The organism is Aquimarina sp. MAR_2010_214, assembly GCF_002846555.1.
GTDB lineage: Bacteria > Bacteroidota > Bacteroidia > Flavobacteriales > Flavobacteriaceae > Aquimarina.
The window spans coordinates 1,524,301-1,548,507 of record NZ_PJMS01000001.1 but is presented as its reverse complement, the minus strand read 5'-3'; the positions used below and the strand labels follow the sequence as shown (position 1 = coordinate 1,548,507).

Here is a 24,207-nt window from a genome sequence, read left to right as displayed (position 1 = left end):
TAGTTTCAAAAAAATGCAACGGTAGCTATTTCCAAAAACCAACAAAACCAAAGAAATGAAATATTTAAAATATATAATTTTTATCATCACTATATCATTTGTAAGTCATGCACAACAAGACCCCCATTTTAGCATGTATCGATATAATATGAATGTAATTACTCCTGCTTATGCAGGGATTAACGGTAGTCTTGAGGCGCTATTTGCTGTAAGAAGCCAATGGACAGGGGTTAAGGACGGCCCAGAAACTCTTAACTTTAATATAAATTCTCCTGTGGGTGATAAAATAGGCGTTGGATTGACCGCCATAAGCGACAAGGTTTTTGTGTTAGACGAAACACATCTTTACGCTGATTTTTCATATAAAATAAAAATTAATGAAGAATTAAATCTACACGCAGGAGTTAAAGCTGGAGGGTCTTTTTTAAAAATAAATCTTAATGAAGTTGGCATTGAAGACGATCCATTATTCACCCAAAATGTGAATACATTCAACCCCAATGTGGGAGTAGGGTTCTATCTTAAAGCAAAAAAATACTACATATCACTTTCTGCTCCTGGATTACTCTCTAATGACAGATACGAAAAAGAAGGTTTAAATCCTGTTTCGGCGAGTGATGATCTACAAATGTTTTTAGGTGGCGGATATGATTTTGATCTAAATACTGATTTTAAATTTCGCCCTTCTGTATTAGGTAAGGTAGTAAATGATGCCCCAATATCTCTGGATATTACCTCTTCTATATTATATAAAGAACGAATTGAACTTGGTGCAAATTATAGACTAGATGAAAGTATAACAGGGTTTTTTACTGCCAATTTCTTAGAAAACATCTTAAGTATCGGTTACGCATATGAGCATGTTACATCAGGTATAAATACATATACCAGTGGTACTCACGAAGTAATTTTAAAATTTAAACTAAAATAAAAAAAGAAACTCACAGATTACTATCTTTAAAATTGATCAGTAATCTGTGAGGTATTTCAATTCTATTATTTCTTAATTTTCACATTCCAGTCCTAATTGCTTCTACAGGATCTAATTTTGAAGCAGACAATGCAGGTAAAATCCCTGCAATCAGGCCTATTATTGTAGAAGAAAACATTCCCCAAAACATGTTAGAAGTTGAGAGGATAAACTTAAAGTCTCCTGTAAACTGTGAGGCAAATATCGAAATTAACCAAACTAACACAAGTCCTATTAATCCACCAAAAATGGCAAGAATAATCGCTTCGAAGAGAAACTGAAATAATATAAATCTTTTTTTAGCTCCTAATGCCTTTTGTATGCCTATTAGATTCGTACGTTCTTTAACACTTACAAACATGATATTGGCAATACCGAAACCACCAACCAGAAGTGAAAACATTCCAATAAAACCTCCAATAGTAGACATTGTACCTGTAATATTATCTATAAAATCAGTAAACCCTTGTAGTTGGTTAACAAAAAAATTATCCCCTTCATTAGGTTTCAACCCACGATATGCTCTTACTTTTTGTTTTAATGCTGCTACAAATTCTGGTATATCAATACCAGATTCTGGTTTAATGATTATGGCGGGAAAAGACGATTTATTATTATCTCCATAAACCCTTCTTACTAAATTAACAGGAAGAATAACTACCGTATCTTTACTATCTCCAAAGAGACCAGTTCCTTCTTTTTTAAGCACTCCTATTACAGTAAGTTTTCTTCCGTATAAACGGACTTTTTTTCCTATAGGATCGCTAGCTCCGAATAAGCTATTTGCAATTTCATCTCCTATAACGATTACAGGAGCACCAGATACAGATTCTTGTTCGTTATAAAATCTTCCTTTTACAACCTGCAATTCTTCAATATCATAATAATCATTGGTAACCGGCGCAATCTCTACATTACTTAGGCTATTGTCCTCATATTTAATCGTTTCAGGAGCTACATTTAAAATAAAACTGGCTGCTTTAAGATCCGGCATTGATCTATTGATGTATTGATATTCTTCAAAAGTTACATCTGGAAATTGTTCTCGTTTCCACTGTGGTATATCGGAAGGACCAAAAGAAAAACGCATCAAATAAATTGTGCTATTATCCAGAGAGCTGATACTTCCTTTAATTTCTTGTTTTAAAGAGTCTACCGCAGCAAGAACTCCAATAATCGAAAAAATCCCAATAGTAACACCTAATAGTGAAAGAAATGTACGCAACTTATTATTTATAAGTGCATTAATAGCAAAATTAAAGCTTTCCTTAAGTACTCTAAGATAGATTAGCATACTCTATTTTTTGAACTGGATTTTAAATTATTTAAATATAGGACGTTTTCCTTATATTTTTGTTACAATTTATTGAAAACAATTACGCATAATTGATTGTCTAATTGGGTACTAAATTGCTATTTTTGTGTTTTACTAACTAAATTTTCTCATGAGCAACGCAAAAACTGCTAAATCTGCACTAATTTCTGTATTCAGTAAAGACGGATTAGCACCTATCGTAAAAAAATTAAACGAACTTGATGTCACAATTTATTCTACCGGTGGGACCGAAAAATTTATTAAAGATTTAGGTATTGATGTTACCCCTGTTGAAGATGTAACGTCTTACCCTTCAATCTTAGGTGGAAGAGTTAAAACATTGCACCCAAAAGTTTTTGGAGGAATCTTGAATCGTCAAAATAACGATAGTGATGTTGCAGAGCTTGAGCAATATGAGATTCCACAAATTGATATTGTTATAGTAGACTTATATCCTTTTGAAAAAACGGTAGCTTCTGGAGCATCAGAGCAAGATATCATTGAGAAAATAGATATCGGAGGGATTTCTTTGATTAGAGCAGCTGCTAAAAACTTTTCTGATGTAACTTGTGTAGCTTCAGTTGATGATTATGCCGAGTTTTTACAAGTGATTTCTGAAAGAAACGGAACTATTTCTTTAGCAGACCGTAAACGTTTTGCTGCTAAAGCTTTTAATGTATCTTCTCACTATGATTCGGCAATTTTTAATTACTTTAATAGTGATCATGAAATAGCTTCTCTTAAAATAAGTGAAACCAAAGGTAAGGTATTGCGCTATGGTGAAAATCCACATCAAAAAGGATTTTTCTTTGGAGATTTTGAAGCTATGTTTGACAAATTACACGGTAAAGAATTATCATACAACAACCTGCTTGATGTTGATGCTGCAGTAAATCTGATGAGTGAATTTAAAGGAGAGTCACCAACATTTGCAATTTTAAAACATAACAATGCTTGTGGTTTAGCACAACGAGAAACTGTTCTTCAATCCTATACTGATGCATTGGCTGGTGATCCTGTTTCAGCATTTGGAGGAATATTAATTAGCAATACCGAAATTGACAAAGCAACTGCAGATGAAATTCATAAACTATTTTGTGAAGTTGTTATCGCTCCTTCTTTCAGTAACGAAGCATTAGAAATACTTAAAGGAAAGAAAAACAGAATCATTTTGGTACAGAAAGGTTCTAATTTACCAAAAACACAAGTGCGTACTTGTTTAAATGGGGCATTGGTTCAGGACAAAGATCTTAAAACAGATACCAAAACAGATTTGAAAACTGTAACTAAGGTAGCGCCTACTTCAGAACAAGTAGAAGATCTTTTATTTGCATCAAAAATCTGTAAACACACCAAATCAAATACTATAGTTTTTACTAAAGAAAAACAATTATTAGCAAGTGGAACAGGACAAACCTCAAGAGTAGATGCTTTAAAGCAATCTATAGAGAAAGCTCAAGCATTTAATTTTGATCTTAATGGCGCAGTTATGGCTAGTGATGCTTTTTTTCCTTTTCCTGATTGTGTAGAAATTGCAGACAACGCAGGTATTAAAGCAGTGATCCAACCAGGAGGTTCTATCAAGGATCAATTAAGTATTGATTACTGTGATCAAAACGGAATTGCAATGGTTATGACAGGAACACGTCATTTTAAACATTAATTTTATTACATTTACTGAATTTTAACCCCTTTTTTTGACTTTTATGGGATTTTTTGACTTCTTTACCGAAGAAATAGCAATAGATTTAGGAACCGCTAACACATTAGTGATCCACAACGACAAAGTAGTAGTGGATAGCCCCTCTATTGTAGCCAGAGATATTATGACTGGTAAAATTATTGCAGTAGGAAAAGAGGCTGCCATGATGCAAGGAAAAACTCATGAGAATATAAAAACTATTCGTCCTCTTAAAGATGGGGTAATTGCTGATTTTGATGCCAGTGAAAAAATGATAAGCATGTTTATCAAAGATATCCCGGCATTAAAGAAAAAGCTATTCGCACCTGCTCTCCGAATGGTGATATGCATTCCTTCAGGTATTACCGAAGTAGAAATGCGTGCAGTAAAAGAAAGTGCAGAACGTGTAAATGGAAAAGAAGTATACCTTATCCATGAACCTATGGCAGCTGCAATTGGTATTGGTGTAGATATTATGCAGCCCAAAGGAAATATGATTGTGGATATAGGAGGTGGTACTACAGAAATTGCAGTTATTGCATTGGGAGGAATTGTGTGTGATAAATCGGTAAAAATTGCAGGAGACGTATTTACCAATGATATTATATATTACATGCGTACACAACATAACTTATATGTTGGAGAACGTACTGCCGAGAAAATAAAAATACAAATTGGTGCTGCTACAGAGGATTTAGAATTACCGCCCGAAGAAATGAATGTTCAAGGTCGTGATCTACTTACAGGAAAACCTAAACAGGTTCAGATTTCATATCGAGAAATGGCTAAAGCACTAGATAAATCTATCCTACGTATAGAAGATGCAGTAATGGAAACCTTATCACAAACTCCTCCAGAACTTGCCGCAGATATTTATAATACCGGTATATACCTTGCAGGAGGAGGTTCTATGCTTCGTGGATTAGATAAGCGGTTATCACAAAAAACAGACTTACCAGTCTATATTGCAGAAGATCCGTTAAGAGCAGTTGTGAGAGGTACAGGAATTACACTAAAAAACCTAAACAGGTATAAGAGTGTATTGATAAAATAATGTTTTAAAAAAAACATTCCTGAAATATACCTAAATTTCTGATTTTACGTTATCCTGCTTTAATACTTGCTAAGTAACACTTAGCCACAACATAGAACGTTTAACTAAAGAAGTCATCATACTTTAAATCATGCAGCAGATTATTAATTTTTTAATTAAGAATAAACGTTTTCTGCTGTTTCTACTGCTATTATGTATAGCATTGATTTTCACCATACAATCACATTCTTATCATAGAAGTAAATTTGTTAGTTCTACTAATTTCTTAAGTGGCGAACTATATAGCTGGCAACACTCTGTGAGTGATTATTTTGGTTTAAAAAAAGAAAATCAACGATTATTAGATGAGAATGAAAAGCTTCGTAATCGATTAAGTGTTCTGGGGGTAGATTCTGTTACTACAACACATTTAGACACGCTATCATTTGACAAACCTTATACTTTTACCAAAGCCCGAGTAATTAAAAACGATTATAGCAAAATAGATAACTACATTCTAATTAATAAGGGTGAAAAAGATAGTATTGTACCCGATATGGGGGTTATAACAGACAAAGGTATTATAGGGATTATTGAGAATACCTCTAAAAATTATAGTAGAATAATTTCTATTCTTAACAGTAATTCTCGTATCAATGCGGGGTTAAAAAAATCTAACCAGTATGGTTCTTTGATCTGGAACGGAAAAGATCCAAATATTGTTCAATTAGAGACTATACCCCGACAAGCAATCATTAGAGAAGGTGATACTATTATAACACATGGTCGTTCAACTATTTTCCCTAGAGGGATAGGAATAGGAACGATTGTCAATTATAAATTAAATCAAAATAAAAGCTACTATTTAATAGATGTCAAATTATTTAACGACATGAGTGATATTGGTTTTATTTATGCCATAAAAAGTAGGGATATCAAAGAAATCAAAAGCTTAGAAAATTAGATCATGAATAGAGATACTCTACTACATATCATTAGATTCATTGTTTTGGTTTTAATCCAGGTTTTTATTTTAAATCATATTAACTTTTTAGGATACTTAAACCCATACATCTATATCATTTTTATTCTTTTGGCTCCAATTAATATTAACAAAGGGCTTTTTCTTGTAATAAGTTTTATGTTAGGGCTTATTATAGATATGTTTGGTGATTCTGGAGGTGTACATGCCGCAGCTTGTACCATAATTGCATTTTTTCGCCCAGTAGCACTACGGTCAGTATTTGGTCTTAGTTATGAGTTTCAAACCGTAAAACTAAGCAATGTTGGATTTGGTGAGCGTTTTGCCTATGTTATTTTAATGGTTTTAACACATCACATTGTACTTTTCTCGTTAGAAATTTTTAACTTCTCTCATATACTATTAATCATTAAAAAAACGTTATTTTCTAGTTTATTTACAATAGTGATCGCCATGTTGGTTTTGGTATTGTTTAGAAAGAATGATTCATGAGAAAGTTACTACTCTACCTAATAATTATTACTACTGGTATTGTCTTTGTCGCAAGGCTATTTTATTTGCAGATATATAATACCTCTTTTGCTTCTCTATCAGAAGATAATGCGATCAAAGTAATTTACGACTATCCCCAAAGAGGTGCTATTTATGATCGAAACGGAAGGTTATTGGTTACCAATCAACCGTCATATGATGTTATGGTCATCCCTAGAGAATTAAAACCTTTTGACACTTTAGAGTTTTGTTCTATCCTTAACATCAGTAAAGACAAACTAATAAGAAGGTTAAAAAAAGCCAGAATCTATTCTCCTAGAGTACCATCAATTGTTATACCACAGTTAACCAAAAATGAGTATGCCTATCTACAGGAAAAGATGAGAAAGTTTGAAGGTTTTTACATTCAAAAACGTTCACTAAGAGATTATCAAACTGTTAATGCTGCAAATGTATTAGGATATATTGGTGAGGTAAACGAAGGCCTAATAAAAGAAGACCCCTATTACCTTTCTGGAGATCTTATTGGTATTGATGGTGTAGAAAAACAATATGAAAATGAACTTAGAGGCATCAAAGGAGTAAAACGAATTCAAAAAGATCGATTTAACAGAGATATAGGCCCATATAAAAACGGGAAATTTGACACCCTTCCTGTAAATGGAAAAGATCTTACCTTAACTTTAGACTCAAAACTACAAGCATATGGGCAAAGACTTATGCAAAATAAACGGGGAGGTATTGTGGCCTTAGAGCCTTCTACAGGAGAAATTTTGGCTTTGGTGACGGCCCCGACATACAAACCAGAATTATTAGTAGGAAGAAAACGGTCTCCAAATTTCACCAAATTAGTTTATGACACTATAGCAATACCATTATATGATAGAGGTTTAAAAGCAGAATACCCTCCGGGATCACCGTTTAAAACCGTTAATGCATTAATCGCATTACAGGAAGAGGTAATTGATACTCAGGAAAGTATTTCTTGTAGAATGGGGTATTATTATGGAAAAAATGGAAGAAAATTGGGTTGTCATTCTCATAGAAGTCCATTAAATATGATTCCAGGTATTGCAAACTCCTGTAACGCCTATTTTGCTACTGTATACAGAAGAATTATTGAGAAATATGATACTCCACAAGAAGGAATGGAAATCTGGAGAAAACATGTTGAAAGCTTTGGTTTAGGAAATTATTTGGGTTATGATTTACCAACGGGTAAAAAAGGAAAAGTACCAACGGCAGAATATTACAATAAAATTTATCAATACCCAACTTATAAATGGTATGCATCAGCGACATTATCTAATGCTATAGGACAGGGAGAAGTACTCTCTACTCCTATTCAATTAGCGAATATGACCGCAGCAATTGCAAATAGAGGACATTATTTCACCCCTCATATTATAAAAGCAATAGATACCAAACCTATAGAAAATGAAAACTATACTATTCCTAAAGTTACAACAATTGACAAAGAACATTTTGAGCCTGTAATAGAAGGAATGTATCAGGTATATACTCAAGGTACTGCAAGATCCTTGCTGGTTAAAGGTATTGAGATTTGTGGAAAAACAGGAACAGCAGAAAACTTCACCAAAATTGATGGTAAAAAGACTCAGCTCACCGATCACTCTGTATTTGTAGCGTTTGCACCAAAAGATAATCCTAAAATAGCAATAGCAGTATTTGTTGAAAACGGATATTGGGGTGCTCGTTATGCTGGAAAAATTGCTTCCCTAATGATAGAACAACATATAAACGGGGTCATCTCTAGAACAGATTTAGAAGATTGGATCCTTACACACAGTCTCGAAGAAGAATATGCCAAACCCTACAGTGGCAAACCTTTTAAAATTAATCAATAATGGCAAGATCCAGTGTAGCAGCAATCGATTGGATAACAGTCTTATTATTTCTATTACTTGTTAGTTTTGGATGGGTAAATATATACTCAGCCTCTTCTGAAAATGAAGCCTTCTCATTAACAGACTTCTCACAAGCATATGTTAGACAGGCCTATTGGATTCTATTCAGTATAATCTTGATTATTATTACTCAGGCTATAGAAGCAAAATTTTATGAACGCTTTGCAGGATTAATTTATGTAATATCATTACTATCTTTATTAGGTCTTTTTGTATTCGGAAAAAATGTTAATGGTGCAACATCTTGGTATCAGATTGGTCCTGCCGGATTACAACCTTCAGAATTTGCAAAAGCATGCACTGCACTAGCCCTAGCCAAATTCTTAAGCGATATGCAAACCAATATAAAAGTTCTTGGTTATCAGGTTAGAGCTTTTTTGATTATTGCAATACCAGCTGTATTTATTATACCTCAACCTGATCCAGGGAGTGCATTGGTTTATGCTGCCTTTTTCTTTCCATTGTACAGAGAAGGTCTAGCTACTATATATCTAATTGTAGGAGCTTCTGCTGCAGGATTATTTATCCTTACGTTACTTTTTAATCCAATATGGGTAGTTCTAGCGGTTGCAGCTGTTATGCTCTTTATACTTATCAGAAATAGAAAACGAAAACCAAAATACTCAAGATACCTTCTTACTATTATGGTAGTCGCTGGATTCTGTTTTTCGGTTAATTATATCTTCAATCATGTATTTGAACAAAGGCATAGAGATAGATTCAATATTGTTTTAGGCAAGGAAGTAGATTCAAAAGGTATTGGCTACAACACCAACCAAAGTCAGATTGCTATTGGTAGCGGTGGCTGGATTGGTAAAGGGTTTAAAGAAGGAACACAAACCAAAGGAGGTTTTGTTCCAGAACAACGCACCGATTATATATTTAGTACTGTTGGTGAAGAATGGGGATTTCTGGGTGCAACTATGATTATAATTCTCTTTGTTTTATTATTAATTCGACTTATTCACCTCGCAGAAAGGCAAAAATCTCAATTTAGCCGTGTATATGGTTATAGTGTTGTAGGTATTTTATTCATTCATTTTACTATAAACATTGGCATGGTAACAGGATTAATGCCCACCATTGGTATTCCTTTGCCTTTTTTTAGTTATGGAGGTTCAAGTTTATGGGGGTTCACCATTTTACTTTTTATTTTTATAAAATTAGATTCAAATCGAGTGAATGAGTGGTAATCAAAATTTCCATTCTTCTACCGTTGAAGAACTTTCTAATTGATTTTCAATTTTATCGTCTAATGTTTCAAAAAAATCAATCCCTGTTAGTTTTTCGATTTTGTCTACAGATACAACAAATTCTTTCAAAGGTGTTTTAACATCCTTATGTGGGATTAAAAAAGCAATTATTTTTGGTTTTGCTCCAGTATTATCAAGGATAATTTTATAAAAGTGTTTGGGGATAGAAATATGCTCATAACCAATTGTTGAAAGATCATCAACTAATACACCTCCGGTTACTATATATACCCCATCATATATTTTGGCCCAATATCTTACTTTTTGCTCTAAACGATTCCAAATACCACTATTAAATTCATGGTTTTGAGGTGCAACATTCGAAGTGAAAAATGTTTCTTCAAAGGCTTCATATGTAAATCTTCTATCTCCAGCAGGACATAAATGACCTCTATCAAAACCAGAATTTTTATAATTACGCCAATCGGCCGATAATGATTTTACTTTTCTATCTTCTTCAAAAAAAGGTCGTTTAAATTCATTTTTAGATAGATGCTCTTTTTTTAATTCATAAGCTACCCACTCTGCTTGCTCGTGTTTTTCAGAATACGATAGTGCATAAAAATCATGAACTATTATAGCTCCTGTAGTAGATGTAGGCAGGTAATAAAAGCTGTACTCTGATGTATTATTTGCTTTCTCACTACTAAAGTCTACCTTATTATCTATATATCCCTCGAAATAATAAAATCCAATAGTAACGATAATAATCAACATTGGATAGATATACTTTCTTTTCATTTTTCATTTTTTAGAATGACAAAAATAGTAAAATGATTATGCTAAAAAGTTGAATTATGAAATCATCTTTATTTTTAAAAGACAGACTATATATCAGTTTTATTTTAATATTTCACTCAATTCTAAAAAAGGTCGGTTTTTAAACTTTACAAAAAATTAACAATCTTTATCTATTCGTTTCTAGTCAACACACAAATAAACACAAACACATGATTATCAGTTTTTTAAATCAAAAAAATATCATAAAAAAGTAGCAAACCTATGGTTTATCCGCATCTTTTTTGAGTCTATCACCCCTTCCTTTACACAATAAAATCTTTACTTTAGAGAAAATAATTTTCTTAAACTAGATGACTTGTAGTATTTCTGTCATTAAGAATGAAAATACTACATAGTATAGCAACATTAAGCCTGACATACATGAATAATACTATTGAAAAAATTGTAGAAAGTGTTTTAATTCAAAACAGAATTGGGAACTATACCAAAAAGGATTTGGAATTACAATTACAAATCCACCCCAGTTATCCTAGTTTTCAATCAATTACAGATACTTTAGATTATTTTGATATTGACAATATTGCTGTAGAGATCCCTATGGATGCTTTGGATCAACTTCCAAAAAGTTTTATTTCATTAATAACATTAGAAAACGCTGAGGAAATCGTTACGGTAATCAAAAAAAATGATAGCATCGAACTTAAACACACCAGTTTAAAGAAAAACAAATTTACTTTTAACGAATTTAAAGAGATTTGGATTCCCAAGGTGATTGCAGTTGAGTATAATGCAAAACAAAAACTTATTTCTAATCAGTCTCTTATCCAAAACTTACTATTTGTTGGATTAGTAGCTAGTTTAATTTTTGCTTTTTACGGAAGATCTTGGAATATTAATCAAATCTTCTTTTTACTATTATCATTTACAGGTGTTGTTTTCAGTTTTTTTGCTGTACGAGAAAGTTTAGGAATCCAGTCACAGGCTATGCACCAGTTTTGTACATCGGTAGGAAATACGAACTGTGGAGAAGTTATAAACAATAATAGCGGTAAACTTTTTAAGAATTTTTCTTTAGCTGATGCAGGTATAGTTTTCTTTGGTTCTATTTCATTATATCAATTATTATACGGTTTCAATAGTATATTATTCATCCCGTCATTAATTGGCATTCCTTTTATTCTATATTCTATATATTCTCAAGCATTAATTGTAAAAAAATGGTGTGCTGTATGTTTAGCAATGGGTTCTATATCTATTGGGCTAGCAATCATAGCTGTACTTAATACTCCATTTAATATTGATATTTCAGCTGGCATAAGCTTTATAATGCTCTCCTCCTTATTTGCTTTAGCCTATTTATATACTAAAGAAAAAGTAGAAGAAAATAAAAAATTTAAAGCAGAAAACTTTAAATTAAATCATTTCAAAAGAGATGGACAGATTTATAATCATTTGCTTAGTATTTCAGAAAAAATTGAAGATAATACCACAATTCCGAATGAAATTATTTTAGGTAATCCTAATGCAAGTTTTAAAATTATTAGCCTTACCAATCCTATGTGTGGATATTGCAAAGATGCTTTTGAGGCATACACGCGTGTCTTAAAAGCTATGGGAGATAAACTTCAAATTAGCATTCGTTTAAATGTTAAAACAGAAGACACAAGCGATAAGGCTACACAAATAGCTCTTATTCTTTTAGAAATATACGACAGTAAAGGTCCTGATGAATTTATTATTGCTTATAACAAATGGTTTGCAGACAGAACTCATAGCAAATGGATAAAAGAGTATGGTATACCACAAGATAATCAAAATCATCTTGAAGTTTTGAAAAAACAATCTGAATGGGCTAAAGAAAATAACCTCTACTACACTCCTGCATCGCTTATTAATAATACACTATATCCTAAAAAGTATAATTATAATGAATTTTTCTACTTCATGAGTATGATGACAGAAAATCATGAAGATACTATTTCTGAAGTTCAGGAACCTCTTGAAACTGAATAAACAAGAATATATAATCTTAAAACCCAAAATCATGAAAGAAATTAAAAATTTGAACGGAGTCAAGATACTTTCAAAAAAAGATCAAGGTACTATTATTGGTAATGGTCCAATCTGTCTGGTATACTGCCCTTCATATTGTACATGTATCATTGATCGATGTGAATATCGTGATGGAAGATACTGTTCCCCTTTCTAAAATTATTAGTTGAATCATAATCTTAAAACCAAAAGAAATGTTGAAGAAAATTTTAAGTTTAAAAGATGCCCAGAAAATTGAAAAAAAAGATCAAAAATCAATCTCTGGTGGTAGAGTTCCTGTTCTAATACGATGCTACCCCAGTAGTGATCCAGAGTGTTGCGGAACTGCACAATGGCAATGTGGTGTAGGCCCTCATAGTGGTGGGTTATATAGAAATGGGTATTGCGTCTGTTTCTAAACTAATAAATATAATTTTGAACCAAAAACGGCCTTTTCCTATGTAAAAGGTCGTTTTTTTGTATTTATTAAATCTAAAAGGGAATTTCGTTCTACCCTTTCACATCCAAAGCATCTCGCAATGCATTACCTATTAACATAAATGCCATTACCAGACTCATAATCCCTAAGCCAGGTATAATTGCAAGATATGCTTTACCTAAGATAATATAAGAATAATGATCTTTAATCATCGCTCCCCAGCTTGGCATTGGTGGTTGTGCTCCTATTCCCAGAAAACTCAAGCCACTTTCGATAAGAATGGCTCCTGCAAAGTTGGCTGCAGAAATTACAATTACAGGTGCTAAACTATTGGGCAATATATGTTTTGTAATAATTCTAAAATTGGTAAAACCTAATGCTTTTGCAGCAGTCACATATTGCATTTGTTTTACACTTAATACCTGTCCTCTAACCACACGAGCCACTTCTACCCACATTGTTAATCCAACTGCGATAAAAACCTGCCAAAAACCTTTTCCTAAGGCCAAAGTGATAGCAATAACCAACAACAAAGTAGGTATTGACCAGGTTACATTTATTAACCACATAATCATAGCATCTACCTTACCTCCAAAATATCCTGCGATTGCCCCTAATGATATTCCTAAAATCAAGGAAATTAATACCGCCACAAAGCCTATAGAAAATGAAATCCTTATACCAATCAGCATTCTACTTAACAGATCTCTTCCGTATTTATCGGTACCTAGAATAAAAGTTTGTGTTTTTATATAGGTATTCGTTATTTCTTCAGATGTTAAGCCCTTAGGAAAGCGTTCAAATTTGATTTTTTTTGATAACTCTATGACCTCCCCTTCGCTGTAAGGGGAAATTTCTAATGTATTATTTTGTACAGTATATCGATCAATTGGAATCTCTGTATTTGTATTTTTTTCTCCAAAAAATATTTTGTTTAAAAGAGACTGATCAGACTCATCCTGAGAAGGAATAGTAAGCATTTGAACTTCAAATCCAGGAGGTTTTGAATGAATAGATAAGTGCATCTGATTTGCATTCTGAGAGTCATCTGGAGCCAATACATAAGCAAAAACTGCTATAATTGCACAAAAAACAATAAAATAAAAACTCAAAACGCCCCAAAAATTCTTTTTGAATTTTTGGAGCGCTAATATACTTAAAGAGTTTGATTTTGCTTTGAGCATTAATATCTATTAATTCTTTACCGTAGTAAGTGGATTTTTAGATCTTCGAATATTATTGATCTTCAAATCTTCCAGAACACTAATCGCCTCTTCTACGTAAACATCTTTACTAAGACTTTCATGCCATCTTTTTCTTTTCTCTGTTAAAACAGAATCTTCTTTCATCAATTTCTTTTCGTAAGGTAAAGACTGAAAAGTCAAATTGGTCTGATAATCATTTATTGCATCAAAACGTTCTGCTTGTTTCTTGTTAAGTGATATATTTAACTTATACTTACTAAACTGTAAAGAGTACCTGTTTATATCTCTTTTTTGTCTAACCCATTTTGCATTTTCTTCAATTAGTTTTAATTGATCATTTTTAGACATTCTTTCTTTACTATTATTGATTGTTTGATCAAAATCGATATAACCATCCCAAAGATCATAATCAGCGGCTGCTATTTTATCCCATGGTAATGGATTTTCCTGATCTTTTTCACCAATATCAATATAACTATAACGATCTGGAACTACAACATCACTTTTTACTCCTTCTAACTGCGTAGAACCTCCATTAACTCTATAAAATTTTTGAGTAGTAAGCTTTAAGGCCCCCAGGTCTCCAAAATCATTACTACGCATCCACCTATTAAGATCCATAACATTTTGAACCGTTCCTTTACCATAGGTTTGTTTACTTCCTATAATGATTGCTCTTTTATAGTCTTGCATTGCCGCAGCCAAAATTTCTGAAGCAGAAGCAGACAATTCATTTACTAATATAACTAATGGGCCATCCCAAAGTATATTTCTGTCTTTATCGCTTAAAACTTCTGGAGATTCTCCTTTTGTTCTAACTTGAACTATTGGTCCCTTTTCAATAAATAGTCCTGCAATATCTACTACAGTTTGCAAAGAACCACCTCCATTATCTCGTAAATCAATAACCAAGCCATCCATATCTTGTTCTTTAAGACGAATAATTTCTTGTTTTACATCTTTAGCAGCATTACGTTGATTGTAATCTTGCATATTGAAATAGAACTTAGGTAGATTAACAATACCAAAAGTTTTGTCATTCTTTTTAACCACAGATGATTTTGCGTATGTTTCCTCAAGCTCTACTACATCTCTGATAATTTCTATAATCTCGATAGTCCCATCAACTTTTTTTACTGTTAGCATTACTTTGGTACCTTTAGGTCCCTTAATTAAACTTACAGCATCATCAAGACGCATTCCAACAATACTTACAGGTTCTTCTTCATCTTCTTGTTTCACCTTCATGATAAGATCTCCCACTTCTACTTCATTACCTCTCCATGCAGGACCTCCAGAAATAACTTCTATTATTTTTACATTATCATTTTTCTTTTGTAATCTGGCTCCGATTCCTTCTAACTTTCCTGACATTTGAATGTCAAATCTATCTTTATCTTGAGGAGCAAAATAATAAGTATGAGGATCAAATTCTTCTACGATAGAATTTATATATATAGAGAACCAATCTTTTCGTTCTAAATCATCGGCAAATTCAAAATATTCTTTTAATGAAGTTTTTGTGATTTCACGAGATTCTTTTTCTAAAACAATCGAAGTTTTACGGTTATAATTACTGTTTTTAGTAACAGAATCTATTTGTTCTTCAACTTTATCATAATAACTGGATAATGCATTAAATTTAAGTTGCATTCTCCAACGATCTTTCATCTCACTTTTACTCTCTACATAAGATAAATCTTCGTAATTTGTATCAATACTTTCGTCTTTTTCAAAGTTAAAGGGTTGTTCTAAAATTTCTTTATGCAACGTTCTTGCCTCTGCCATTCGTTGTTGCAAACGATCATAAGTTAGATTAAAGAAAGTAATTTCTTTATTTCTAATCTCATCATCAATTAGTTTTTCAAACTTTCTAAACTCTTCAATATCTCTTTTATAAAAATATCGTTTCAGGGGATCTAAAGCATCAACATAATCTGAGAAAACTTCTTTAGAAAAATCATCATTTATATCCTTTGCATCATAATGCCCTTTACCTAAGACATAACTTATTAAATCAATTAGTAATTTATCTTTATCCGGATCATTTTCAACCTTTGTGGTAAAACTACAAGAAGCCGCCGAAACGATAACGGTAAGCATCAAAATCAAAAAACTCTTTTTCATACGCTCATTTAATTTAGGGATTCAAGGCAAAATACATTAAAAATCGTGCCAATAACACGTAATAATACTAAATTTTTCTTAAATGAGCTAATATTATTTCTTACTCTTTATTCTCATAAAATCTCATCTGTTCGTATTTATAGTTTTATAATTTTTTAATGAAATATTTATCATTACCATTTTAGTAGATATTGACTTTTTAGGAATTCTTATTTCGTATAAAAAAAGTGTATTTTTACAATCGTAAAATTTTAAGCTATGCCGCAAAAAAGACCACTGATTTTAGTCACTAATGACGATGGAGTTACTGCCCCAGGAATACGTGCGCTTATAGATGTTATGAATGAAATTGGTGATGTTGTGGTAGTTGCCCCAGATAGTCCACAAAGTGGAATGGGTCACGCCATAACAATTAATAGCACGCTCTATTGTGACCCTGTTGTTATTAATGAAAAAGCTCCACAAAAAGAATATAGTTGTTCTGGAACACCTGTAGATTGCGTGAAAATGGCTTCTCGGGAAATTCTTGACAGGAAGCCTGATTTATGTGTAAGCGGGATTAATCACGGTTCAAACTCTGCAATTAATGTGATCTACTCGGGTACAATGAGTGCTGCTGTTGAAGCTGGTATTGAAGGAATTCCTGCCATTGGTTTTTCATTACTGGATTACAGTATGGATGCCAATTTTGAGCCTTCGAAGAAATATGTGAAAGTTATTGTAGAAAATGTCCTCAAAAACGGATTACCAAAAGGAGTTGTTCTTAATGTAAATATTCCAAAATTAAACGAACAAGATATAAAAGGTGTGAAAATTTGTCGTCAAGCCAATGCCCATTGGGTAGAAGAATTTGATAAGAGAATAAATCCCATGGGGAGAGAATATTATTGGCTTTCTGGTGAATTTATTAACGAGGATAAAGGTGAGGATACTGATGAATGGGCATTACATCATGGCTACATCTCAATAGTACCTACTCAATTTGATCTTACTGCTCATCACTTTATACAAGAACTAAACAATTGGTCATTACATGATTAAAAAAGAGATTTTTATTGGTTTTACAATCGGCTTATTTGTGAATGCTATAGGATTTATCTTATGTGTATTTATTTTTTCTGCACTAAGTTCTCAGGAATTATCATTTGCTGAAATGATAAAAGCTTCTGCAGAAAATGATTCTTTAGGAAGCTTAATTGCTTTAGGAGCGATGCCTAATTTAATTGTTTTCTTTCTTTTTTTAAGAAAAAATAATATATATCGAGCTCGTGGCGTGCTTCTTGCTACGCTTATTGCGGCTATTTGTATTGCAATTAGTAAATTTGGATGACCTTAAAAACATTAATATCATATTTTTTAGATAAAATCGATAAAACAAATGTTAGTATTCGATATTTTGTCTGCCTTTTAGAAAATTAAAAAACATGAAATACTACCTCATCGCAGGAGAAGCATCTGGTGATTTACACGGTGCAAACCTTATGAAATCCATTCTTAAAGAAGATCCTCAAGCAGAATTCAGATTCTGGGGTGGAGATCTTATGCAAGCTGTTGGTGGTTCGATGGTGAAACACTATAAGGATTTGGCATTTATGGGGTTTATAGAGGTTTTATTAAATTTGTTTACCATTCTTAAAAATCTAAAACTTTGCAAACAAGATATAACAAGTTTTCAACCAGATGCGATTGTATTTATAGATTACCCTGGGTTTAATTTGCGTATTGCAGAATGGGCAAAAGAAAAAGGATTCAGAACACATTATTATATTTCTCCCCAAATATGGGCATGGAAAGAAGGAAGAATAAAATCTATCAAACGATGTGTAGATACGATGTATGTAATTCTGCCGTTTGAAAAATCTTTTTATGAGGACAAACATGAATTTCCGGTTCAATTTGTAGGTCACCCCTTAATTGATGCAATTGCAGATCATAAGCAGATAATGCCCGAAACCTTTAAGACTGAGCATAATTTGGATGACCGCCCCATTATAGCTATACTTCCTGGAAGCAGAAAACAAGAAATTCGTAAAATGCTTGAGGTTATGCTTACCGTTGTAGATGATTTTCCAGATTATCAATTTGTGATAGCTGGAGCACCAAGCCAGGAAACCTCTTTTTATGCTCCTTTTATTAAAAAACAGGGAGTTCACTTAATTATGAATCGAACATATGACCTGTTAAGCCTGAGTAATGCTGCCTTAGTAACTTCGGGCACTGCTACTTTGGAGACTGCCTTATTTAAAGTACCAGAAGTTGTTTGTTATAAAGGAAGTTATATTTCTTATCAAATTGCAAAACGAGTTATTAGTCTTGATTATATTTCTTTGGTAAACTTAATTATGGATAAACCAGTTGTAACCGAATTAATACAAAATGAATTTAATCCTAAAAGACTTAAAGAAGAGCTTACAATAATAATTGATGATTACAAAAGAGCCGTTATGTTTTTAGATTACTATGATCTCGAAAAAAAACTTGGTGGCAGGGGAGCAAATGATAAGACTGCAAAATTAATTGTCGAGTCTATAAAAAAATAATTTTCTATTTATCACAGTGTCCCATAATGGTTTCATAAAGTAATTCGGGATCTACAGGTTTATGAAGAACAGTGTATATCCCAACTTCATTAAATTTTTTTCTATTTAATTTTTCTGATATTGCAGTTAATGCAACTATAGGTATTCCTCTATTAAATTTCTTTATATACTTTGTCGCTTCAAAACCGTCCATTTTTGGCATCATAATATCCATTAAAATCATAGAATATTTATTTTTCTTAACCATATCTACCGCTTCTTTACCATCATTAGCCGAATCGCAGTGAAAGCCATAATTTGAAATTATTTTTTCTGTAATTAATTGATTTACTTTATTATCTTCAACCAATAAGACATTAATTCCTTCTCGTGATTCGTCATAACCATTTCCTGAAAAAATATTTTTTTCTATTCGCTGTTCAGGAATATCAAATTTCATCGAAAATAAAACTAAAGTCCCTTCTTCGGGTTTCGATTTTAAAACAATATCGCTCCCTTGTAATTTTAGTATTTCTTTTACAATAGACAACCCCAATCCTGTACCTCCATATTTTCTATTGATTTTAACTGACCCTTGATGAAAAGCTTCAAAAGCTTTACTAATTTGCATTTCTGACATGCCTATACCAGTATCTCGGATAGAAAATTCTATCTCTACATTATTATCTGTTTTTGAAACCAGTGAGGTTTCAATATAAATATCTCCGTTTATAGTAAATTTTAAAGCATTATCCAATATATTCAAGAAGATTTGAGAAACTCTTAGCACATCTCCTTTTAGATAGTCAGGAATATTATGATCTATTTTTCTATGAATCTTATTATTATTATTCTTCATCAACACAGAAGAATCTATCAAATTATTTAATAACGCCTTTAGATCAAATTTCTCATTTTTTAGTTCTAGTTTCCCTTTTTCAAGTTCATTTAAATGGATTACATCAGCAATCAAATTCAACAAATAGTCACTAGACAAATTAATTAACTTCATTTGATCCACCTGGTATGATGTTAATTTTTCTTTTTGCAATAGGAATGTAGTTCCCTTAATTGTATTTAAAGGAGTAAGAAGTTCATGAGTTACCGAATCCAAAAATTCTGATTTGGCTTCTAATGCTTCATCTACTTTTTTATTTGCTTCTACTAATTCTTTGTAATTTTTTTGAAGTAATTTATTTACCCTTGTCTTATATAAAGAAATTCTATATTGAATTATACTTATTAACACCAATCCCAGAATAATTATCACGCTTAACAAAATGATATATCCCCTATTCTCTAATTGTTCTGCTTTTAAGTCATTTTCTAGTTTTATCCTTTTATTTTCCTCTTCTTTCAAATCTAATTGATTTGATAATGCAAGAGCTGTGCTTACTTCTCTTGTTCTTTGACTATGATATTCTAATAGATTGTCGAAAGATTGACTATAAAAAAGTGCTGCATTTTTATAGTCTTCCATTTCTTTATAATACAATCCTTTTTTAGAAAACAACCTTCCTTCAAAATATAAATTCCCAGAGTACGCAGATTTTTCTCTTTCTATAGTGTCAAAATAGAGTGCTGCTTTCTCAAATTCTTTCAAGTTAATATGGCTTTCTGCCAAAAACAGATTTAAATTCTTTCTTCTATCCGGTTTAACTCCGGTTTTCCTTATTGCATTTACTGATTTTAAAGCATGCTCAATAGCTTCATTCCACCTTTTCCTTCTTATATATCTTAGACTAAGGTTGTAATTGATATCAATTACATCCTTAGTTTTACCATATTTCCTCAATAATTGTTCTGCGATAAGATAAGCTTGATACCCTTCCTCATTTTTCCCTTGCATGGATTTGTGCACCCCAAGATCTTCATAATACAATCCTAGTTGCCTTTTATTATCTATTTGTTTAATGATTTTTAGATTTTTAGCTAAGTATTCTTCAACTCTAATGGTATCTCGAGTTCCAAGAAAAAATTCCATTTTCTTCCTATTAATCTCTATTTCAAGCAAGGGATCATTAACTTTTTTGATCAATTTTTCTGCAAGCTCCAGAAAATAGACACCTTTTTCTTTCCCTTCATTTGTTTGTGTTGAAAATGACTTTGAAGATCTTTCTAAAATTTTTATTATACTATCAGAACTTACGCCTTTATCAGAAACTTGGGCTACCAAAGAGACGATATTAGAGTGTATCAAAAAACATATACTATATAGAAGCACCTTCAATTTCATCTGAAGAATATTAATAAGTATTTAACTAATAAGATATTAAAATATATTGTCTTTTACTCCATAACCTTAGAATATTCGATGAAAAACCGTAATTCTGTGATCTATGATAGTTTACAGTAGAACAAAATATTTGATTTTCTGAAAAATCTTAATGAAAACCTATATTGTTATAGATTATTATCTGATTGAAAGAATATCATTGTATTTTTTCAATATTTTAGCAGGAATTCTTCCTAAAAACAAGGGCGCTATAACTTTATCTTTTGCTACAATCTACAAGCACTTCATATAGTTGTTTGGGATTCACAGGTTTTTGAAGAATTTTAAAAATCCCAACTTCGTCAAAACGTTCTTTGTTTAATTTTTCTGATAGTGCAGTTAATGCAACTATAGGTATTTGGTTATTAAACTCTCTTATATTTGTTGTAGCCTCAAAACCATCCATTTTTGGCATCATAATATCCATTAACACCATTGAATATTCATTTTCCTTAACCATGTCTACTGCTTCAATACCATCGTATGCAGAGTCACAACAAAATCCATAGTTAGAAATTATTTTTTTTGTGATTAACTGATTCACTTTATTATCTTCTACTAATAAAACATTGATGTTTTCTTGCAATTGATTTGAATCATTTTCAAAAAGAATATTTTCTTCCTTTATCGGTTCAGGAATATCAAAATCTATTATAAATGTCACCAATGTTCCTTCTTTTGGTTTAGACTTCAAAACAATATTACTATTTAATAATTTCAGCATTCTTTTTACAATAGACAGCCCTAATCCAGTACCACCATATTCCCTATTAATTCTAACAGATCCTTGATGAAATGCTTCAAAAGCGTTGTGAATCTGTTCTTCTGTCATACCAATTCCTGTATCCTGTATTGAAAATTTTACTTTTGCATTATTATTTGAAGTAGAAATAAGCGATACTTTTATATAAATATTTCCATTTCTAGTAAATTTTAAAGCATTATCTAATATGTTTAGAATAATCCGAGAGATTTTAAGCATATCCCCTTTTAGAATACTTGGAATATCACTATCAATTTTTCTATGAATTTCATTACCATTATTCTTCATCATTAAGGAAGAGTCGATAAGATTATTTAATAATGATTTTAAGTCGAATTCTTCATTTCTTAGTTCTAAATTTTCTTTTTCGAGATCATTTAATTGAATAACATCATTAATTAAATTTAACAGATAATCACTGGATACATTAATTAATTTAATTTGATTTACCTGATGTGTCGTTAATTTTTCTTTTTGTAATAAAAAAGTAGTTCCCTTAATTGTATTTAAAGGAGTAAGAAGCTCATGTGTAACTGAGTCTAAAAATTCTGATTTAATTTCTAAAGCTTTATCAACTTTTTGATTGGCTCCTACTAACTGTTCATTATTTCTTTTAAGTAGCTTATTTATATTCGTTTTATATCTAGAAACTCTATACTGAATTACACTTAAGATTATTAATCCAAAAATGATTAGCACACCTAAAGAAATAATATAACCTCTATTCTTTAGTCCCTGCATCTTTAATTCATTCTCTATTTTTATTCTTTTATTTTCTTCTTTCTGAAGATCCAATTGGCTCGATAAAATAAGAGAAGCACTTACTTCTTTTGTTCTTTTACTGTGATATTCATAGAAACTTTTAGAAGATTTATTATAATAAAAAGCAGCCTTTTTATAATCTTTTATTCCATCATAAAAAAAACCTTTTACAGAAAAATACTTTCCTTTAAAATGGGGATCATCAAATGCAGCCTCATCTTTTTCTATATTCTCAAAACATTTTTCTGCTTTTTCAAATTTTCCCAGATTAATATAATTCCGCGCCAAAAACAGATATAAGTTTTTCTGTCTATTCTGCTTAATCCCTGTTGCTATTATCGCATCTATAGATTTTAAGCAATGTTCTATCGAAGAATCCCAGTTTTCTTTTCTAAGGTATTGTAAACAAAGATTATAGTTTACATCTATAGCATCTTCTATTTCTCCATATTCACTTAATAACTTTTCTGCTATCAACATCGCATAATGTGCTTCCTTTTCTTTTCCTTGTGAAGCATTATAAACCCCTACATCTTCATAATACAACCCTAATTGTCTTTTATCCCCTAATTGTTTGATAATATCAAGGTTTTTAGTTAAATATTTTTCAATACTTATTGTATCATTATTATTAAAGAAAAAACTTAACTTATCTCTATTCACCAAAATTTTAGAATAAGGATCATTGAGTCTATCTGCCAATTTTTCTGCCTGTTCTAATAGATGAATTCCTTTTTCTGTTTCTTCTTTTGTTAACTTTGAAAATGATTCTGCAGATTTCTCCAGAACTTGCTTAATACTATCAGGATTTATTTTGCTTTGAGAGACTTGTGCAAGCAAAGAAGCCTTTGCTAAATACAAAAGAAAACAAATAATATGTAGAGGCAATTTCATTTGAAGTATACTAAGCATTCTTTATTAAGGTACTCAAATATTCTTTTTTAACAATAAAAACACTAAAAAATCACAATTATCATGATTTATAGTTAATTATTTAACAATAAAGATGAATATTTTTCAATACAAAAACTAAATACTATCTGGTAAATTATAAACTCTTTAAAATATTGAGCAAAAACATGTATTTTTGTTATAAACCCAAATCCAGATGAAAAGAGTAGTATTTTATTTTCTAATCACATTAGTTTTAGCCTCTTGTGGGAGTTCTTCCAAAAGCAAAGCGGTTATATCTTCAAAAACTAAAACTACCGTCAAATCTAAAAGAACCAAAAACTCTAATTCTAAAAAGATTAAAAGCATTGTAAGTCATGCCAAAACCTTTGGTGGTACTCGATACAAATTTGGTGGTACTACAAAAAAAGGGATGGACTGCTCTGGCTTGGTGTATACTTCATTTAAGAAAGAGAATATCATTCTTCCTAGAACTTCTAAAACCATGGCTACTCAAGGTAAGGCCATATCATTAAAAAAAGTAATCGTTGGTGATTTGCTTTTTTTTAAAACTAATAGAAGAAAAAATGTTATTTCTCATGTGGGACTGGTGGTTGAAACTAAAGGAGTCATTCGATTTATACATGCTTCTACATCAAGAGGAGTTATTATATCGAGTCTTAATGAAAAATATTGGAATAAGTGTTTTGCTGGTGCCAGAAGAGTTTTATAGTTCGCGTATTTACATATCTTCCATCTAAGTAAATAGTTAAAATTCCTCTGACAAATCAACATTATTT

19 protein-coding genes are annotated in these 24,207 nt (G+C 31.5%); 13 read left to right on the top strand and 6 right to left on the bottom strand.

The genetic code is table 11. From position 1 onward, the window contains the following. Positions 1-55 precede the first annotated feature (55 nt). Positions 56-931 carry a type IX secretion system membrane protein PorP/SprF gene (locus tag ATE84_RS06665; RefSeq protein ID WP_101446932.1) on the top strand — a complete coding sequence of 292 codons (876 nt, stop codon included), beginning with the start codon at positions 56-58 and terminating at the stop codon, positions 929-931. A gap of 79 nt (positions 932-1,010) precedes the next feature. On the opposite strand, the gene ATE84_RS06660 is transcribed toward ATE84_RS06665, so the two are convergent. Continuing rightward, on the bottom strand, positions 1,011-2,264 hold the full coding sequence (locus ATE84_RS06660; protein WP_101446930.1) for an ABC transporter permease: 1,254 nt from the start codon (positions 2,262-2,264) through the stop codon (positions 1,011-1,013). A 151-nt stretch (positions 2,265-2,415) separates the two neighbouring features. Here ATE84_RS06660 and purH point away from each other — a divergent pair, with 151 nt between their 5' ends. The 6 genes from purH (at position 2,416) to rodA (ending at position 9,594) form a co-directional block, all read left to right on the top strand. Continuing rightward, positions 2,416-3,948 (top strand): bifunctional phosphoribosylaminoimidazolecarboxamide formyltransferase/IMP cyclohydrolase, encoded by a 1,533-nt coding sequence (gene purH, locus ATE84_RS06655; protein ID WP_101446929.1) that lies wholly within the window; start codon positions 2,416-2,418, stop codon positions 3,946-3,948. Between the two features lie 43 nt (positions 3,949-3,991). Continuing rightward, on the top strand, positions 3,992-5,020 hold the full coding sequence (locus ATE84_RS06650) for a rod shape-determining protein (RefSeq protein WP_101446928.1): 1,029 nt from the start codon (positions 3,992-3,994) through the stop codon (positions 5,018-5,020). 130 nt (positions 5,021-5,150) lie between these two features. Continuing rightward, positions 5,151-5,963 (top strand): rod shape-determining protein MreC, encoded by an 813-nt coding sequence (mreC, locus tag ATE84_RS06645; RefSeq protein ID WP_101446926.1) that lies wholly within the window; start codon positions 5,151-5,153, stop codon positions 5,961-5,963. Between the two features lie 3 nt (positions 5,964-5,966). Further along, the gene (mreD, locus tag ATE84_RS06640; RefSeq protein ID WP_101446925.1) at positions 5,967-6,473 is read left to right on the top strand and encodes a rod shape-determining protein MreD; all 507 of its coding nucleotides are present in this window, start codon (positions 5,967-5,969) and stop codon (positions 6,471-6,473) included. Beyond that, positions 6,470-8,341, top strand: a complete 1,872-nt coding sequence (gene mrdA / locus ATE84_RS06635) for a penicillin-binding protein 2 (protein WP_101446924.1) — start codon at positions 6,470-6,472, stop codon at positions 8,339-8,341. Before mreD ends, mrdA begins: the two co-directional genes overlap by 4 nt. Further along, complete coding sequence (gene rodA, locus ATE84_RS06630) at positions 8,341-9,594, top strand: rod shape-determining protein RodA (protein ID WP_101446923.1); 1,254 nt, start codon at positions 8,341-8,343, stop codon at positions 9,592-9,594. The genes mrdA and rodA overlap by 1 nt, the downstream gene beginning before the upstream one ends. On the opposite strand, the gene ATE84_RS06625 is transcribed toward rodA, so the two are convergent. Then, on the bottom strand, positions 9,595-10,395 hold the full coding sequence (locus ATE84_RS06625; protein WP_101446921.1) for a DNA/RNA non-specific endonuclease: 801 nt from the start codon (positions 10,393-10,395) through the stop codon (positions 9,595-9,597). It abuts the gene before it with no gap. A gap of 420 nt (positions 10,396-10,815) precedes the next feature. On the opposite strand from ATE84_RS06625, the gene ATE84_RS06620 reads away from it, so the two are divergent. Beyond that, positions 10,816-12,408: a vitamin K epoxide reductase family protein gene (locus tag ATE84_RS06620; RefSeq protein WP_158237195.1), complete on the top strand. Its 1,593-nt coding sequence runs from the start codon at positions 10,816-10,818 to the stop codon at positions 12,406-12,408. Between the two features lie 233 nt (positions 12,409-12,641). Beyond that, complete coding sequence (locus ATE84_RS06615) at positions 12,642-12,845, top strand: hypothetical protein (RefSeq protein ID WP_101446917.1); 204 nt, start codon at positions 12,642-12,644, stop codon at positions 12,843-12,845. A gap of 91 nt (positions 12,846-12,936) precedes the next feature. Here the strand turns inward: ATE84_RS06615 and ATE84_RS06610 are convergent, their stop codons facing one another. Beyond that, positions 12,937-14,049, bottom strand: coding sequence for an ABC transporter permease (locus ATE84_RS06610; RefSeq protein WP_101446915.1), 1,113 nt, complete (start codon positions 14,047-14,049; stop codon positions 12,937-12,939). Between the two features lie 9 nt (positions 14,050-14,058). Then, positions 14,059-16,197, bottom strand: coding sequence for a carboxy terminal-processing peptidase (locus tag ATE84_RS06605; RefSeq protein ID WP_101446913.1), 2,139 nt, complete (start codon positions 16,195-16,197; stop codon positions 14,059-14,061). A 258-nt stretch (positions 16,198-16,455) separates the two neighbouring features. On the opposite strand from ATE84_RS06605, the gene surE reads away from it, so the two are divergent. The 3 genes from surE (at position 16,456) to lpxB (ending at position 18,737) form a co-directional block, all read left to right on the top strand. After that, a complete protein-coding gene (gene surE, locus ATE84_RS06600; RefSeq protein ID WP_101446911.1) occupies positions 16,456-17,238 on the top strand; it encodes a 5'/3'-nucleotidase SurE in 783 nt (260 codons plus the stop codon). Continuing rightward, a complete protein-coding gene (locus tag ATE84_RS06595) occupies positions 17,231-17,527 on the top strand; it encodes a hypothetical protein (RefSeq protein ID WP_101446909.1) in 297 nt (98 codons plus the stop codon). The genes surE and ATE84_RS06595 overlap by 8 nt, the downstream gene beginning before the upstream one ends. A gap of 94 nt (positions 17,528-17,621) precedes the next feature. Further along, positions 17,622-18,737: a lipid-A-disaccharide synthase gene (gene lpxB / locus ATE84_RS06590; protein WP_101446907.1), complete on the top strand. Its 1,116-nt coding sequence runs from the start codon at positions 17,622-17,624 to the stop codon at positions 18,735-18,737. A 4-nt stretch (positions 18,738-18,741) separates the two neighbouring features. Here lpxB and ATE84_RS06585 read toward each other — a convergent pair whose 3' ends face one another. Both ATE84_RS06585 and ATE84_RS06580 read right to left on the bottom strand, forming a co-directional pair. Continuing rightward, positions 18,742-20,952 carry a response regulator gene (locus tag ATE84_RS06585; RefSeq protein WP_101446905.1) on the bottom strand — a complete coding sequence of 737 codons (2,211 nt, stop codon included), beginning with the start codon at positions 20,950-20,952 and terminating at the stop codon, positions 18,742-18,744. Positions 20,953-21,208: 256 nt separating this feature from the next. Next, entirely contained in the window at positions 21,209-23,410 is a 2,202-nt protein-coding gene (locus tag ATE84_RS06580; protein WP_233195758.1) for a response regulator, read from the bottom strand. 214 nt (positions 23,411-23,624) lie between these two features. Between ATE84_RS06580 and ATE84_RS06575 the strand changes: the two genes are divergently transcribed. Next, positions 23,625-24,140 (top strand): C40 family peptidase, encoded by a 516-nt coding sequence (locus tag ATE84_RS06575; protein WP_101446901.1) that lies wholly within the window; start codon positions 23,625-23,627, stop codon positions 24,138-24,140. The last annotated feature ends 67 nt before the right edge of the window (positions 24,141-24,207 follow it).